The following is a 15099-nucleotide window of genomic DNA, read 5'->3' on the forward strand; positions in this document are numbered from 1 at the left end:
TTCGCAACTGGATGATCCGTATATGACCAGCCTGCCAGTTATTGCACGCTTCGCAGCCGATGCCGTCCCGCCACCGGAACTGATGCCCGCCGTCACCCGTGCGGTTGCTGATTGCTTCGGATGCATCCTCGCAGGAACCAAGAGCGATGTTGCCCGGGCTGCTCGCGTAAGCCTGCTCCCGGTTGGTGCAGGTCCTGCACCGCTCTACGGCACCCGTCAAACGGCCACGCCTGCCTATGCGGCGCTGCTAAATGCGGTCTCCGGCCATGCCCATGACCTCGACGACTGGGAGGAGCCGGGCAATACCCATCCCACTATCGTGATCTTTCCGGCGCTGCTGGCGGTTGCAGAGACTGTCCCGCTTAGTGGTGCGCAGATGTTTGCCGCCTATTGTGTGGGCTTTGAGATGATCTGCCGCCTCGGAGAGGCTGTGACACTCAGCCACTACTCCCGCGGGTTCCACTCGACTGCCACGCTTGGCACCATTGGAGCCGCAGCCGCCTGCGCCCGCGCTCTGGGGCTGAATACTGAACAGACGACCCACGCCCTGGCCATAGCGGTGTCGCAGGCCACCGGCTACACGCTGCAATTCGGCTCCAGCGTGAAACCGCTGCAGGCAGGCTTTGCCGCCCGTGCCGCCTATGAGGCCGCCCTGCTGGCCAGTGCAGGCGCCACTGGCAAGCCGCAGGTGCTGGACAGCGCGCGCGGCTTCAACGGGCTGATGGGGGCAGGCACGCCGGACAGTTTTGCAACCGCTGCCACCAAGCTTGGCCAGCCCTGGGCGCTGGAAGAATATGGGCTGCTGATCAAACCCTGGCCCTCCTGCAGCTACATTCACCGGCTGATGACCATCGCGCTGGAGCTGCGCCAGCAAGCGCCGCATGAGGACATCGCAGAAGTCCGCGCCACCATGCCGGACTTTCACAAGGCGATCCTGCCCTTCGACCGCCCTGCCACCAGGACCGAAGCCCTGTTTTCGGTGCCTGCCTGCATCGCGCAGGTGCTGGTGAGCGGAGACCTCACCATGGCCGACAGCGCTGCCAGCTTCTGGCGGCACCCGGAAGTGGCCCGGCTCATTGAGGCCACCACAGTCACCACCGTTAAACCGTTGAACCCGGAACTGAACTATGATCCGGCCCAGCCCGACCGCCTGGAACTGGTGCTAGACGACGGGCGCGTTCTCTCGGGCACCTGCAACTACCCGCTGGGCTCGCGCTTCACACCGATGAGCGATGCGCAATTCGCCGCCAAGTACCACTCGATCACCAACCGCCCGGCAGCTGAGTTCCAACACCTGCTCAGCTGGACCGGAGCCCCCGATATTGCTGACCACTTCAGAAAGGCCTCGACATGACCCGCCAACGCCGCAGCGGCGGCCGCGCCGCCCGCAGAACCGAACGCGCCGATGGCGCCGGCTCCGGGCCTTCAACCTCGATCTGGCCGGGCATCGAAGGCGGCCGCTTTGCCCCCTTCACCACGCGCGAGATTGAAATGGTCGGTGAAACTGCCTTCCGCATCCTTGAGGAGATCGGTGTCAAAGGCGCCACACCGAAATGCATCGAAACGGTTTGCAGCGCAGGCGGATCCCTGACCGAGGATGGCCGTCTGCTGATGCCCGCCGATCTGGTAGAGCACACCCTGAAAATCGCAGGCCGCGGCTTCAAACTGCACGGGCAGAAACCCGAGCTCGACCTCGATCCCTCCGGCACCCGCATCCACCTGGGCACCTCCGGTGCCGCAGTGCATATCGTAGACAGCCTGACGGGAGAAATCCGCGACAGCACCCTGCAGGACCTCTACGACATGGCCCGCCTGGCTGAGGCGCTGCCCAACATCCACATGTTCCAGCGCACCGTGGTGGCACGCGATCTCACCGACCCGTTCGAGATGGACCTCAATACCGCCTATGCCTGCCTTGCGGGCACCGCCAAACCTGTCGGCGGCTCCTTTACCTCGGAGGAGAACATGGAGGCCGCGGTGCAGATGATGCAGATGATCGCAGGCGGCCCCGAGGCTTTGCGTGCGCGTCCACCGTTCTGCGTCTCCACCTGTTTCATCGTGCCGCCGCTCACTTTTGCCGAGGAAGCGCTGGGCGTGATCGAATGCGCTGCCCGCCACGGTATCCCGCTGAAACTGGTCTCAGCCGGGCAGGCGGGCGCCACCAGTCCGGCGCCCCTGGCGGGTGCCGTCGCCCAGCAGACCGCTGAAGTCCTTGCAGGCCTCGTCTATGTGAACCTTCTGAACCCCGGCCACCCCGCCACCTTCGGCGCGCTGCCCTTTGTCAGCGACCTGCGCACGGGGGCGATGTCCGGCGGCAGCGCCGAACAGGGCCTGCTGATGGCCGCCTGTGCCCAGATGGCGCAGCACTATGATATCCCCTGCGCAGTTTCGGCCGGCATGACCGATGCCAAGATGCCCGACTTCCAGGCGGGTTACGAGAAAGGCATAACCGAGCTGCTCTCAGCCCTTTCCGGTGCCAATCTGATCTATGAGGCTGCAGGCATGTATGGCTCGCTCTTGGGCTGCTCGCTGGAGAGCTTTGTGCTCGATAACGACATGATCGGCTCGATCATGCGCGCGACCCGCGGGTTCGAGGTCAGCGAGGAAACCCTGTCGCTGGAGGTGATCCGGGACGTCTGTGTCGGCGGGGCAGGGCATTTCCTGGGCCATGCCCAAACACTGAACCGGATGGAGAGCGATTACTACTACCCGGCCCACGCCGACCGCCGCACCCCGCAGGAATGGGCGGCAGCTTCGGACAAGGATCTGCTGGAGAAGGCCCGTATCCGCACAAAGGAACTGCTGGCCGCGCCGCTGCCAAGCCACATCCCGGCAGAGATCGACGCCGAGATCCGCAAGCGCTTTCCGATTCACGTGCAACAGCGGCCGCACTAGAAACAGAAAGCCCCGGAAGCTGAGAGCAACTACCGGGGCTTTGCTGAGGATTTATTACTCAGGTTTAGTCCAGCGCCATCGCTGCCTTGCGGATGGCTGCTTCGGTCTGCTCCAGGTCTTCTTCCGTCAGCGCCAGGCTGGGGTAGGTCTTGCCCGGCGACTTGAATATGCCTTCCTCGCGCAGCACTGCGTTGTAGCGCTTGCTGCGCTCTGCATTGCCGGCCTGCGTATCGCGGTAGTCGCGCACCTTGGCATCGGTAAAGACCACTTCGAACAACGCAGGCTCGCCGACGATCTGGAACGGCACGCCGGCCTCCTCCAGCGCAGCACTTGTCATCTGCATCAGCCGCTTGCCGGTGGTGTTCAACTGGTCATAGGCCCCCTCGCGCCGCAGCACTTCCATGGTCTTGAGACCGGCAACAGCCGCCACCGGGTTGCCCGACAGGGTGCCCAGCTGCATCAGCCAGCCCTCAGCGCCGACCTGCGCCTTGTCAAAATGCTGCATGATGTCGGTGCGCCCCACGATCGCCGCCAAGGGGAAGCCGCCGCCGATCACTTTGCCCAGCGTCGCCAGGTCCGGGGTGACGCCATACAGCTCCTGCCCGCCGCCATAGGTGGAGCGGAACCCGGTCACCACCTCGTCAAAGATCAAGAGGCTGCCGTGTTTCTGCGTCTCCTCGCGCAGCAGATCCAGAAAACCGGGCAGCGGCGGCACGATGCGCTGCAGCGGTTCGGCGATGATCGCGGCGATCTCTGACCCGTGCTCCGCCATAAGCTGCTTGATGTATTCAAAGTCATTGAATGGCGCCACCAGCACTTCGGCGGCCACCGACGGCGGGATGCCGGCGCTATCCGGCACCGCCTGCGGGAAGTTCACCCGCACCGAGGGTGCCAGGCTCATCTGCGCCTCAGCCGACATGCCGTGATAGCCGCCTTCGAACTTCACGATCTTGGTGCGGCCGGTGAAGGCCCGCGCCAGCCGGATCGCATACATATCCGCCTCGCCGCCGGTCGACACATAGCGCAGCTGCTCGCCGCAGGGCACTGCGCGGCAGATTTCCTCCGCCAGTTCGATCCCGCGGGCGTTGCTGGCAAAGAAGGTCATGCCCTTGGGCAGCTGCTCCAGCACCGCCTCCATCACTTCCGGATGGCCATGGCCCAGCATCATCGGGCCGGAGCCGATCAGATAGTCGATGTACTCCTTGCCGTCTTCGTCCCACACGCGCGAGCCCTTGCCCTCACGGATTACAATACCGGGGTCGAAGTTGCCAAAACCGCCGGCGGGCAGCACTGCACGGGCGCGTTCGGTCCATTCGGCCTGGGAGAGGATCTTTTGCATGTCTTCAGTTCCTGTTGCGGGCGGGGTTGCCCATTGTTAGGTGAATTTTGACCAAAAAGTCAAAATTTATTCGATCACAGCTGCGGGAGCGCCCAGCCCTTCGCGGTCGGGCCGCACGCCGAGGCCGGGACCTTCGGGCGGCGCGATGCGGCCATTGCGGCGCTCCGGCCCTGCCGGATCCAGCCGCGGGCTGACGTAGGAGGAGAGGTCGCAGACGTTCATCACGCTGAGGGGATCGGTCGCAGCGCCCAGATGCAGCAGCGCCGCGGTGGTGATGTCAGAGCCCCAGGTGTCCTCGATGCACATCTTGGCACCCAGATGCAGGCACAGGTCGCGCGCCCGTCGCGAGGCCGACAGCCCGCCGAATTTCGACAGCTTGATCGCCACCGCATCCATCACCCCTGCAGCATGGGCCGCCAGCAGCGATGCGGTGTCATGGGCGTTCTCATCCATCTTCATCGGCAGCCCGCAAGCGGCGCGGACGCGGGCGCAATCCTCGATAGTGGCACAGGGCTGCTCCAGCATGATGTCGAGGTCTGCCACCGCCCGGCCAACCCGCGAAGCATCCAGCGAAGTGGCGCCGCAATTCCAGTCGCCATAGACCAGCGGACCTTCACCCACCGCTTCGCGCACCATCCGCAACCGGGCCACGTCGGCCTGCCAGTCACGGTCCGCACCAAGCTTCACCTGGAACTGGGTGATGCCGGTGCCTTGTGCCTCCTTGGCGATGCGGGCCATCTCCTCCGGCGCAACACAGGTGATCGAGTGATAAAGCGGCATATCGGCCTGCCGCTGCCCGCCCAAAAGCGCATGCAGCGGCAGGTTGGCGGCCTGCGCGGTCAGGTCCCACAGGGCAATGTCGATCGCGGATTTGGCATAAGGGTGGCCCTGCAACCAGGTGTCCAGCCTGGCCATCACAGCCTCCGGCCCCACGGGATCGGCGCCCAGCAACACCGGGGCCATTTCCTCGACTGCGGGTCCTACACCGCGGGCATAGGCGGGCAGGTAATGGGGGATCGGGCAAACCTCGCCCCAGCCGGTCAGGCCGGTATCGGTGTCCAGCGCCAGCACCACGCTTTCGACCGTGTCGCAGGTCTTGCCCTCGGCCATGTAGTAGGCGGTGTGGCTGGTCAGCGGCACGTGCCACAGGGTGATCCGGGTAATTTTCATGTGCATGTTCCCAAGTCGGATTTCTTCAAAAGGTCTTCGCCGCGCCAGAACGCCGCCGCCAGAAGCGGCCCCGGCACCATATCAATGGCATGTTTCTGATGCGGTGCATGGTGGATGGTATCGCCTGGCCCTGCATCCCGCGCCGGGCGGCCTTCGGAATGGAACCGCGCCTTGCCAGCGAGGATCAGATAGGTCTCCTCCGGCGCGTGCGAGTGCTCGCCGTAGTGCTGGCCCGCGCCCCAATAGCCGATGGACAGCCGCATCTCATCGCTTTGATAGAGCCCTTCGGGAGAAATCAGGTTGACCCAGCCGTAACTGTCTAGCCAATTGCGCGAGAAACCGTCAGCTTCAGTATAAGTCTGCTGCCAGTGCAACCCGGGGATGGCGTCAATGAGGGCGGCCACGGCATCCTGCGTGGAACCGGCGGGGGGTGGCCCCCCATCCACGCGCAAGGCACTGACCTTATCGCAGACCGGCAGGCGGCGCGGTGCAACCTCCAGCAGCGGCAGGTTTTGCATCCGTGCCGCAAACCAGCCCAGACCTTCGGTCCGGGCCGCCAGCCGTGTCAGCTCATGCAGCAGGTGCGCAGGCATCGTCTCAGCCTCCGTAGACCGCAACCGGATCTCCCAGCGCACCGTCTTCCGGGGTCACGCCAAGGCCGGGCAGGGAGGGCGGCGCCGCAACACCTGCGTCATTGCGGGCGCCTTGGCCTGGCGCCGGATCCACGTCCAGGTGATAATGGCACAGCCAGCTCGCCAGGCGGTTTGCCTCAGGCGTCGAGGCCGCCAAATGGATCGCCGCGGTATCCGCCAACGCCGAGCCGCCCAGGTCCTCGATATGCATCTGCCAGCCCACCGAGACGCCGAAGTCGCGGATTTGCCGTGCGCGTGTCAGCCCGCCAACACGGTTAGGCTTCACCTTCACCCCCTCGCAAGCGCCGCGCTTCCAGGCTTCCAGATGGTCACCGAAGCTATGCATGCATTCATCCAGCATGATCGGATTGGAGACGCGGGCAGCTACATGGGCGCATTGATCCAGCGTTTCGCAGGGCTGCTCTACCCAGTCGCGCGCCCTGACCGAGTTCAGCACTTCGACCGCCACGCCGGGCTGCCAGGCGCGGTTCACGTCAAAGGTCACTTTGTGACCCTTGGGGAGCCCTTCGGAAATTGCCTCGATCCGGTCGATGTCGAGGCCGATGTCGGTGCCGCCCACCTTGGCCGAATGCACAGTATAGCCCTTCTGCGCGGCACGTGTGATCAGGCCCAGCATCTCCTCCGGGCTGCCGGTGGAAATTGAGGAGTTCACCAGGACCGGCGCAGCCTCAGCCCCGCCCAGCAGCTGCCACAGCGGAAGGCCGGAAGCCTTGCCCAGAATATCCCAGCAGGCCATGTCGATCGGCGATTTTATATAAGGGTGCCCTGGCAGCTGCACGTCCATTACCCTGTTCACATGATCCAGGCTGCACGGGTCCAGCCCGATCAAGGCCGGCGCCAGCGTTTCGATTCCGGCCCGGATGCCTGGCCCGTGCGCAGGCAGGTAGGTATGCCCCCATGGGCAGCCCTCACCCCAGCCGGTGACGCCCTCATCGGTGTCGATGCGCACGAAGGTGCTGTCGAGCTTCTCGAACTTCAGCCGCCCGCCCGACAGGTAATATGGCTCTGTCAGCGGCATATCGAGCTGATAGACGGTGATCCGGGTGATCCTCATTTCAGTTCCACTTCCACAAAACTCATCGGGGTGCCGCCTGCGTTGATGACATTATGCTCGACGCCTTCATCGCGGCGGTAGGCCATCCCCGCGGGGACAATGACAGATTTCACCTCACCGCCCGGCATCTCCAGCCGCATGTGGCAGTCGGTGACGGCGGTAATCACATAGTCCATCGCGTGTTTGTGCCAGCCGGTTTCGGCGCCGGGGGCAAAGTCGAAACGAGTCACCCGGACACGGTTGTCGTCGATCATCAGGGTGGCTTGGGCTGCGGTACTCATGGGCTTTGGTCCTTGTTGAGAGCGCGGAAGCCTCCGGCGGGGATATTTTGGGCAAGAGGAAGAGGCGGGGGTTACTTTGCAGCTTCAAACGTGGCGACCGGGGCGCCGAAGCTTTCAAAATCCGGGATGACGCCCAGGCCCGGTGCGTCGGGCGCAAAAAGCTTGCCGTTTTCCGCGCGCGGGCCGCCGATGCCGGTGGAGCGGGTGTTGTAGTTCATCAGGTCGGTGGTGTTGTGCAGGTATTCCTCCGGCGTGGTGGCGGCGAAATGGGCCAGCGTGGCGCTGCAGATCTCGCCGCCCCAGGTGTCTTCGGCCACAACCGGCAGGCGGTTTTCAACCAGGTAGTCCCGCACCCGGCGTGCCTTGGAGATGCCGCCCAGGTTGGAGATCTTGAGGCAGACCAGATCGGCACCGTGATCGGCAACGATGCGCTGGGCTGCCTGTATGCCGGTGACGCATTCATCCAGCTTCATCGGCAGGTCGGTGCGCATCCGCACCTGCTGGCATTCCTCGTAAGTCCGGCAGGGCTGTTCCAGGATGTAGTCCAGATCCTTGGTCGCCCGCGCCACCCGCAACGCGTTGTCGACCCGCCAGCCCTGGTTGGCATCAGCCATCGCTTTTTCACCGGGATTGAGCAGCGGCACGGTAGAGCGGATGCGGTCGATATCCGCCGCCCAATCGCCGCCCACCTTGACCTGGAACTGGCGGTAGCCCTGCGCCCGGTAGCGGTCCATCTCGGCGATGGTCTCCGCAGTGCCCTTTTGCGGTGCCACCCGGTACATCGGCGCGCCATCGGTCAGCTTGCCGCCCCACAGCCGCCACAGCGGCGCATCCAGCGACTGGCCCAGAATGTCCCAGCAGGCGGCATCAAACGGGGCCTTGGCATAGCCGTGCCCTTGCACCAGGTGGTCCATGATCCGCTCGATCCGGGCGACGTCGCGCGGGTCCTCGCCTATGAGCGCAGGCGCCACCAGGCGTGCCAGGGCCGGCACGCCCTGGGAATGGGCCACCATGTAGTTCTCGCCGCAGGGGGTGAACTCGCCGCAGCCTTGCAGGCCCGCGTCAGTGTCGATCACAACGATCGAAGCGGTGGCGGTCTCAATGGCGTTGCCTGCGCCCCAGACATAGGCGCCGCCCACATACGGCAGGCTGGTTTGAAAAACGCGGATACGGGTGATTTTCATGCGTGCGTTCCTGTCTCAGCCCGGGGACATTGCCGGATCATCCGCCAGCCCCTCACCGCGCCAGAAGACGTAGCAGAGAATCGGATGCTCGTTGGTGATCATCGCGTGGGGCTGGCTTGCCCCGTGCACTTTGGTGTCGCCCGGCACCAAGCGGCGGACTTCCTCGCCCTTTGCCATGAAATCGGCGCTGCCGGAGAGAATGGTGTAAAGCTCTTCCGGTGCGTGCTGGTGCCAGGGGTAGTTGAGGCCGGGTCCCCAGTAGCCGATGGTCATCCGGCTTTGCAGCGAGTGGAAATGGCCGGTTGGCCCCACCAGCTCGAACCAGCCGAAACGCTGCAGGAAGTCATGCCCGACTTCCTCCTCGGTATAGGTGAGGCGCCATTCCGCGTGCGGTGCCAGCGCCATGATGGCCTGTTGCAGGGCACGCACCTCAGCTTCGGCCGGGATGCCTTCGGCGGCAAATCCCGGATCGGATTGCACCAGCGCTGCGCCGGGGATTTGATGTCCTGCCCGGTCTGCCCAGGTGATGTCATCGGGCCAAGGCTGGAACTCTGCCACCGCGGGCAGGGCGGCGTGATAGGCTTTGGCGGCTGTCAGGGCCTGATCGAACAGGTCTTTGCTCATGGGGTCACCACAATGTTTCCGGCATGCTTCTTTGCAATGAAAGCTTCCTGCGCCTCTCCCAGCTTTTCTAGCGGGAAAACGGCAGCCAGGAGCGGTTTCAGCGCACCGCTTTCAATCATGCCGACGACCCGGTGCATGGTGCCGGGCGGGCAGATGGTGGCGCCGGTCAGCTGCAGGTCCTTGTAGACCAGCTGGCGCAGGTCGATCTCAGTGAACTGGCCGGCAATGCAGCCCGAGGTGGAATAGCGCCCGCCCTGGCGCAGCGCATTGATCAGCGGCATGAAAGTGGTGGCGCCAACCACATCCAGCGCGATGTCAACCGGGCCGCCAGCAGCCTCGCGGATCGCGGCCTCCAAGTTGGGGGTGTTGCGGTCAATGACCGTTGCCGCGCCCAGTTCATAAAGCAGGTCCGCCTTGCTGGATGAGGCCACCGCAATCACCCGGCAGCCGCGCAAAGTGCATAGTTGAATGGCTGCCGACCCCACGCCGCCGGAGGCGCCGGTGATCACTATCGTTTCGCCCGGCCGCGGCTGGGTGCGCTGCACCAGGTTTTCAGCCGTTGTATAGGCGCAGGGGAAGGTGGCCAGTTCTGCGTCGTTTAAGTCGGAGGTGATTTTGATCGCATTGGCACTGCGGACCTTGGTGTATTCGGCAAAGCCGCCATCGCACTCAGATCCGAAATAGGCGGAGTTCTCCGGGTTCTGCCAATCGCCATGGCCCAGCAGCCAGGGGTCGATCAGCACCCGCTCGCCAATTCTGGCAGGATCGATGCCTTCGCCCACGGCAACGATGGTGCCGGCCACATCGGCGCCCTGGATGCGGGGAAAGGTGATCTCGCCTGCGCCCCAGGAGCTGTCCTGGTCGTCGGTTGTGGCAAATCCACTCTCGGCGCCATCCACCAGCGCATCGGTATTGGCCTTGGAGTACCAGGCGGTGCGGGTGTTTATATCGGTATTGTTGAGCCCGCAAGCGCCGACCTTCACCAGCACCTCGCCTTTGCCGGGCTGCGGTGTCGCGGCGTCGCGGTAGTGAAGCTTGTCGATGCCGCCGTGGCCGGTCAGAAGTACGGCTTTCATGGTTGCAGGCAGGGTCATGTCGCGCGGGTGTCCTGTTGGGTATGGGAGAGGGGGGCGCTGCCCCCCGCCTGCGGCTCCCCCCGGAGTATTTTTGGCAAGATGAAAAGGGGAGCCGGGTTTTCTTATTCTGCCGGGGCGAGGGCTGCGTCGGTGCGCGGCAGCAGGCTTTCAGGATCATAGGCGGGGGCGCCAAGGATCCGGCCCATGCGGGGACTGCCTGCCACGATCACTTCGATTTCCGTGCCCGGCACATTGGCGTGCGGTTTCACATAGGCGAAGGCCAGGATCTTGCCGACTGTATGGCCATAGGCAACCGAGGCAGTGGAGCCCACGACCTTGCCGTCCAGCAGGATCGCCTCGCCGCCGTGGCCGTCCTCGATGCCGTCCGGCTCGATCTCCAGATAGGCGCAGACCCAGGGCTTGTCCGCATCGTTCAGCGTCTTGTCCTTGCCCAGATAGTCTTTATCGGTGCGGGCAAAGCGCAGCACGTCCGCCTCGGCCAGTGTGACCTCGTTGGTAAGTTCGCCTGCGCCTTTGAAGCCCTTCTCCATCCGCATCGCGTTCATGGCGAAGGAGCCGTAATCGGCAATGCCATGCGCCTCGCCAGCGGCCCAGAGCGCGTCATAGACCGCCAGGGTGCTGTCGCGCGGGATGTGCAGTTCCCAGCCAAGCTCTCCTGCATAAGACATGCGGAAAGCCCAAATGGTGTGGCCTGCAACCTCGATCGCTTGCGCCGTCAGCCATTTGAAGCCTGCGTTGCTCAGATCCGCATCGGTGCAGGCACCCAGGACCTCGCGGGCTTTCGGGCCATTGAGAGCAAGGGCGGCCCAATCGGTGGACAGCGTCGTGATCTCCACTTCTTCGCCCGCGAGGTTCTGGTTCAGGTGGTCCAGGAGCCGCTGTTCGAAGAACGCAGCGCAGACCAGGTAGTAGCTGTCCTCACCCAGTTTCACCACGGTGGTTTCCAGCTCAATCCTGCCGCGGCGGTTCAGCATATGGGTGAGGGCAATGCCGCCCACCTTTTGCGGCAGGCGGTTGGCGGTCAGTCGGTCCAGCAGCGCAGCGGCGCCAGGACCCGAGACCCCGACCTTGGTGAAGGCGGAGATGTCCATGATGCCCACGCCTTGTCGCACGGCCTCCACTTCCAGGCCGACCATGTCGTGCACTTCATTGCGGCGGAAGGAATAGTGGTCCTGCTGCGCGACGCCGTTCTTTGCAAACCAGCGCGGGCGTTCGTGGCCATAGACCTCTTCATAGACAGCGCCCTTTTCCTTCAGCCGTTCATAGAGCGGCGAGGGTTTGATGGGGCGCCCGGCCAGCCGGTTGAAATGCGGGAAGGGGATCTCGTGGCGCAGTTTGTAGTCTTCATGCGCCTTGGTGACCTGCCAGTCTTTGGTGGCATAAGAGCCGAAGCGGCGCGGGTCGTATTCGCGCATAGAGATGTCAGCGGAGTCATGCACCATCCAGCGGGCCAATTCGCGGGTGAGGCCCGGGCCCCAGCCGATACCGATCTGGGTGCCGCAGCAGCACCAGTAGTTCTTGACGCCCGGTGCCGGGCCGATCAGCGGGTTGCCATCCGGCGGATGCGAGATCGCGCCATGCACTTCGCGCTGGATGCCCAGCTCGGCAAAGATCGGCATCCGGTTCAGGCTTTCCTCCAGCCACGGCATCACCCGGTCATAGTCAGCATCAAACAGCCAGTTCTCGTATTCCCAGGGGCAGTGATCATGCCAGACCGAGTTGCTGCCTTCCTTCTCGTAGATCCCGATCAGACCGCGCTTCTGCTCCATGCGGATGTAGCCCGAGACCTTCTTGTCGTCGCGGATGACAGGGAGTTCCTTGTCCAGCGCCTCGAACTCCGGCACCGGTTCGGTCACGAAATAATGGTGGGTCATCGAGGTCATCGGCAGCTGCAGGCCGGACCATTCGCCCATCTGGCGGGCATAGGTGCCGCCGGCATTCACCACATGCTCGCAGCGGATGGTGCCTTTTTCCGACTCAACGATCCACTCGCCGTTATCGGCCTGGGTGATGTTGGTGGCACGGCAGTGGCGGATGATGCGGGCACCCTTCTGGCGGGCGCCTGCGGCCATGGCCATAGTCACATTGGTCGGGTCCACGTGGCCGTCGTCAGGAGTGTAGAGCGCCCCCAGGACCCCTTCGAGGTTATAGAAGGGGTGCAGCTCGGCAACTTTCTCGGGGCCGACCAGTTCGATGTTGAAGCCCAGCGAACGGCCAACCGACAGGGTGTGGCGCAGCCAGTCCATCTCATCCTCGGTATAGGCCAGGCGGAACGATCCGCAGCCGTGCCAGGTGACGGCCTGGCCGGTCTCTTCCTCCAGCTTCCCGGAATAGAGGCCGATGTTGTAATCGACGCATTTGCCGAGGCCAAAGGAACTGGTGGAGTGGGTGATCTGGCCCGCCGCGTGCCAGGTCGACCCAGAAGTCAGCTCGGATTTTTCCAGGAGAACCACCTCCGGGCCCCAGCCCTCATGCGCCAGGTGATAGGCCAGGCCCACCCCCATCACGCCGCCGCCCACGATGACCACTTTGGCCTGTGTCGGGAATTCTTTCTCAGCCATTTCGCCGTTCCTGATTGCAGAGTTGCTTTTCTGCTCGACAGCCTAATTGAGCTTTTGTACCATCGTCAATCATGAATGGCACAAATGTATCATCGACTGTTTTGGAGCGTCTCACGGAAGAGTGGGATGCGCTGACACCTGAGGCACAGAAGGCGGCCCGCTATGTGCTGGAAAACCCTGCGGATGTTGGGGTTTCCACCGTGCGCGAGATTGCCGAGGCGGCGAATGTGAAGCCCAACACCTTTGTCCGCATGGCGCGGCAGGTGGGGTTTGATGGCTACGAAGATTTCCGCGCTCCGTTCCGTGAGGCGATTCGCAAGGGCGGGGTGTCTTTCCCCGACCGGGCGCGCTGGCTTCAGGACATTTCCCGCTCCGGCGAGTTGGGCGGGCTCTATGCCGATATGGTTGGCGCGGCGATGCGCAATATCGAGGAGACCTTTGCAGGCATCGACGCGCAGGCGCTGGAGGCCGCGGCGCATGCGATCTGGAACTCCCGGCAGGTCTTTACTCTGGGTGTGGGCGTCAACAACGCCAATGCCCGCAACTTCACCTATCTTGCCTCCACCGGCATGAAACAATTCCACGCCATCCCGCGGCCCGGTTCCACGGCGATTGACGATCTCGCCTGGGCAGACGGTCAGGATGTGCTTATCGCCATGACCTGCAAGCCCTACCGGGCCGAGGTGATCGAGGCGATTAAAATAGCGCGCGAACAAGGGGTCACCATCGTCGGCATTTCCGACAGCCCCGCCAGCCCCGTGATCCTGAATGCGGACCACGGCTTCACCGTCGCGGTGGATACGCCGCAATTCTTCCCGTCATCCGTCTCGATGATCGCCTTACTGGAAACTTTGCTCTCCTTCGTGATTGCCGTCTCCAGCGAGGAAATTGTCGAACGGGTGGAGAAATTCCACAAACGCAGGCACCAGTTGGGCCTTTATGCGGAGGAACCTGAATGAACGCCCCTCTGACCCATTCCCTTGACGCCAGGTACTACACGGACCCAGTTGTCTTTGAGGCCGAGCGGAAAGGTCTTTTGGCCCGCAGCTGGCAATTTGCCGGCCACGCCAGCCAGCTTGAAAACACTGGCGATTACTTTGCTTTTGAACTGGCCGGCGAAAGCCTGTTCAGCATCAAGGGGCGCGACGGCGAAATCCGTACCTTCTATAATGTCTGCCAGCACCGCGCCCACCAACTCGTTTCGGGCGAGGGCACCACGCGGGTTGTGGTCTGCCCCTACCACGCCTGGACCTACGAGCTGACGGGTGAGCTGCGCGCCGGGCCGAACCTCAAAGCCGTTCAGGGATTCGACAAGTCCAAGGTCTGCTTGACCGAGGTGCGCACCGAGGTGTTCCTGGGCTTTGTCTTCGTGAACCTCGATCCCGAGGCCAAGCCGATGGATGACTGGTTCCCCAATGTCCGCAGCGAGCTGGAAAGCTTTGTTCCCAACTGGGGCGACCTGAAGCCGCTGGAGTGGGTCGAGATCCCGGAGAACTGCAACTGGAAGGTGTCGGTCGAAAACTACTCCGAATGCTACCACTGCAGCCTGAATCACCCGACGTTCTCCACCGGGGTGATCAAGCCGGAAACCTATGACATCCAGCCCCAGGGCTTCTGCCTGCGCCACACCACTGAGTGTAACTCGCTGGAGCAGATGACTTATGACATCAACTCCGGTTTCGACAATAACGAGAAATACTCCAGCTGGTTCCTCTGGCCGATGTTCTCCTTCCAGGTCTACCCGGGCAACCTGCTGAACACCTACCATTGGCGCGCGGTGGATGCGGACCATGTGGTGGTCTGGCGCGGCTGGTACTCGATCGGCGGCGAGGACAATGAAACCGTGCGCCGGATGGCGGTGCAGGACCGGTCCACAACGGTCGAGGAAGACATCCACCTGGTGGAATTTGTCCAGCGGGGGCTGAAAAGCCGCGGCTATGTTCCTGGCCCCCTGGTGGTAGATCCCTCTTGCGGAGTGAACTCGGAACATTCAATCCTGCATCTTCAGAAGTGGATGCGCGAAGCGGCAGACCACGATCTCGCAGCAGGGAACTAACGGACTATGACACAGCTTGATGCCGAATGGCTGAACTACATTGACGGCGCCTGGGTGCCCGGCGGGGCAGGGTGGATTGATGTCACCAACCCCGCCAATGGCGAGCTGCTGGCGCGCCATGCGCTGGCCGATGCCGCGGACGTGGACCGCGCCGTGCAGGCTGCCCGCCGCCTGCACCTGTCCGG

Annotated in this window: 14 protein-coding genes (1 of these 14 only partly in view); 5 read left to right on the forward strand and 9 right to left on the reverse strand. The window is 63.5% G+C overall.

Translation table 11 applies throughout. The features are described from left to right. Positions 1 to 22: 22 nt before the first annotated feature. On the forward strand, positions 23 to 1354 hold the full coding sequence (locus ACXAEK_RS10225) for an MmgE/PrpD family protein (protein ID WP_475041675.1): 1332 nt from the start codon (positions 23 to 25) through the stop codon (positions 1352 to 1354). Continuing rightward, complete coding sequence (locus ACXAEK_RS10230; RefSeq protein ID WP_475041676.1) at positions 1351 to 2895, forward strand: trimethylamine methyltransferase family protein; 1545 nt, start codon at positions 1351 to 1353, stop codon at positions 2893 to 2895. The genes ACXAEK_RS10225 and ACXAEK_RS10230 overlap by 4 nt, the downstream gene beginning before the upstream one ends. A gap of 64 nt (positions 2896 to 2959) precedes the next feature. Here ACXAEK_RS10230 and ACXAEK_RS10235 read toward each other — a convergent pair whose 3' ends face one another. The 9 genes from ACXAEK_RS10235 to ACXAEK_RS10275 all read right to left on the reverse strand — a co-directional run bounded on the left by ACXAEK_RS10235 (position 2960) and on the right by ACXAEK_RS10275 (position 12858). Then, complete coding sequence (locus ACXAEK_RS10235) at positions 2960 to 4234, reverse strand: aspartate aminotransferase family protein (protein WP_475041677.1); 1275 nt, start codon at positions 4232 to 4234, stop codon at positions 2960 to 2962. A 66-nt stretch (positions 4235 to 4300) separates the two neighbouring features. Beyond that, complete coding sequence (locus tag ACXAEK_RS10240; RefSeq protein ID WP_475041678.1) at positions 4301 to 5404, reverse strand: mandelate racemase/muconate lactonizing enzyme family protein; 1104 nt, start codon at positions 5402 to 5404, stop codon at positions 4301 to 4303. Then, entirely contained in the window at positions 5401 to 5997 is a 597-nt protein-coding gene (locus ACXAEK_RS10245) for a dimethylsulfonioproprionate lyase family protein (protein WP_475041680.1), read from the reverse strand. Before ACXAEK_RS10245 ends, ACXAEK_RS10240 begins: the two co-directional genes overlap by 4 nt. Positions 5998 to 6001: 4 nt before the next feature. Next, a complete protein-coding gene (locus ACXAEK_RS10250; RefSeq protein ID WP_475041682.1) occupies positions 6002 to 7111 on the reverse strand; it encodes a mandelate racemase/muconate lactonizing enzyme family protein in 1110 nt (369 codons plus the stop codon). Beyond that, entirely contained in the window at positions 7108 to 7392 is a 285-nt protein-coding gene (locus ACXAEK_RS10255; RefSeq protein ID WP_475041684.1) for a cupin domain-containing protein, read from the reverse strand. Before ACXAEK_RS10255 ends, ACXAEK_RS10250 begins: the two co-directional genes overlap by 4 nt. A 71-nt stretch (positions 7393 to 7463) precedes the next feature. Then, complete coding sequence (locus tag ACXAEK_RS10260) at positions 7464 to 8576, reverse strand: mandelate racemase/muconate lactonizing enzyme family protein (protein WP_475041685.1); 1113 nt, start codon at positions 8574 to 8576, stop codon at positions 7464 to 7466. Between the two features lie 15 nt (positions 8577 to 8591). Beyond that, positions 8592 to 9200 (reverse strand): dimethylsulfonioproprionate lyase family protein, encoded by a 609-nt coding sequence (locus ACXAEK_RS10265; protein ID WP_475041686.1) that lies wholly within the window; start codon positions 9198 to 9200, stop codon positions 8592 to 8594. Further along, positions 9197 to 10294 (reverse strand): alcohol dehydrogenase family protein, encoded by a 1098-nt coding sequence (locus tag ACXAEK_RS10270; RefSeq protein WP_475041687.1) that lies wholly within the window; start codon positions 10292 to 10294, stop codon positions 9197 to 9199. Before ACXAEK_RS10270 ends, ACXAEK_RS10265 begins: the two co-directional genes overlap by 4 nt. Positions 10295 to 10398: 104 nt before the next feature. Continuing rightward, the gene (locus ACXAEK_RS10275; RefSeq protein WP_475041689.1) at positions 10399 to 12858 is read right to left on the reverse strand and encodes an FAD-dependent oxidoreductase; all 2460 of its coding nucleotides are present in this window, start codon (positions 12856 to 12858) and stop codon (positions 10399 to 10401) included. A 71-nt stretch (positions 12859 to 12929) separates the two neighbouring features. Between ACXAEK_RS10275 and ACXAEK_RS10280 the strand changes: the two genes are divergently transcribed. The 3 genes in view from ACXAEK_RS10280 to ACXAEK_RS10290 are tightly spaced (at most 6 nt apart) and all read left to right on the forward strand, a layout consistent with a single transcriptional unit that may run on beyond the window. Further along, a complete protein-coding gene (locus ACXAEK_RS10280; protein ID WP_039168012.1) occupies positions 12930 to 13817 on the forward strand; it encodes a MurR/RpiR family transcriptional regulator in 888 nt (295 codons plus the stop codon). After that, a complete protein-coding gene (locus ACXAEK_RS10285; RefSeq protein ID WP_475041691.1) occupies positions 13814 to 14914 on the forward strand; it encodes an aromatic ring-hydroxylating oxygenase subunit alpha in 1101 nt (366 codons plus the stop codon). Before ACXAEK_RS10280 ends, ACXAEK_RS10285 begins: the two co-directional genes overlap by 4 nt. Before the next feature lie 6 nt (positions 14915 to 14920). After that, on the forward strand, positions 14921 to 15099 hold the 5' portion of the coding sequence (locus ACXAEK_RS10290; RefSeq protein WP_475041692.1) for an aldehyde dehydrogenase family protein. The gene runs 1276 nt beyond the window's last position; only the first 179 of its 1455 coding nucleotides appear in the window; its start codon is at positions 14921 to 14923; its stop codon lies beyond the right edge, outside the window.

The organism is Leisingera sp. ABM4_101, assembly GCF_056158725.1.

What these genes read in the sequence shown, in the direction of transcription:
- ACXAEK_RS10225 (WP_475041675.1), top strand. Translation starts at nt 23, where the DNA reads ATGACCAGCCTGCCAGTTATTGCACGCTTCGCAGCCGATGCCGTCCCG.
- ACXAEK_RS10230 (WP_475041676.1), top strand. Translation starts at nt 1,351, where the DNA reads ATGACCCGCCAACGCCGCAGCGGCGGCCGCGCCGCCCGCAGAACCGAA.
- ACXAEK_RS10235 (WP_475041677.1), bottom strand. Translation starts at nt 4,234, where the DNA reads ATGCAAAAGATCCTCTCCCAGGCCGAATGGACCGAACGCGCCCGTGCA.
- ACXAEK_RS10240 (WP_475041678.1), bottom strand. Translation starts at nt 5,404, where the DNA reads ATGAAAATTACCCGGATCACCCTGTGGCACGTGCCGCTGACCAGCCAC.
- ACXAEK_RS10245 (WP_475041680.1), bottom strand. Translation starts at nt 5,997, where the DNA reads ATGCCTGCGCACCTGCTGCATGAGCTGACACGGCTGGCGGCCCGGACC.
- ACXAEK_RS10250 (WP_475041682.1), bottom strand. Translation starts at nt 7,111, where the DNA reads ATGAGGATCACCCGGATCACCGTCTATCAGCTCGATATGCCGCTGACA.
- ACXAEK_RS10255 (WP_475041684.1), bottom strand. Translation starts at nt 7,392, where the DNA reads ATGAGTACCGCAGCCCAAGCCACCCTGATGATCGACGACAACCGTGTC.
- ACXAEK_RS10260 (WP_475041685.1), bottom strand. Translation starts at nt 8,576, where the DNA reads ATGAAAATCACCCGTATCCGCGTTTTTCAAACCAGCCTGCCGTATGTG.
- ACXAEK_RS10265 (WP_475041686.1), bottom strand. Translation starts at nt 9,200, where the DNA reads ATGAGCAAAGACCTGTTCGATCAGGCCCTGACAGCCGCCAAAGCCTAT.
- ACXAEK_RS10270 (WP_475041687.1), bottom strand. Translation starts at nt 10,294, where the DNA reads ATGACCCTGCCTGCAACCATGAAAGCCGTACTTCTGACCGGCCACGGC.
- ACXAEK_RS10275 (WP_475041689.1), bottom strand. Translation starts at nt 12,858, where the DNA reads ATGGCTGAGAAAGAATTCCCGACACAGGCCAAAGTGGTCATCGTGGGC.
- ACXAEK_RS10280 (WP_039168012.1), top strand. Translation starts at nt 12,930, where the DNA reads ATGAATGGCACAAATGTATCATCGACTGTTTTGGAGCGTCTCACGGAA.
- ACXAEK_RS10285 (WP_475041691.1), top strand. Translation starts at nt 13,814, where the DNA reads ATGAACGCCCCTCTGACCCATTCCCTTGACGCCAGGTACTACACGGAC.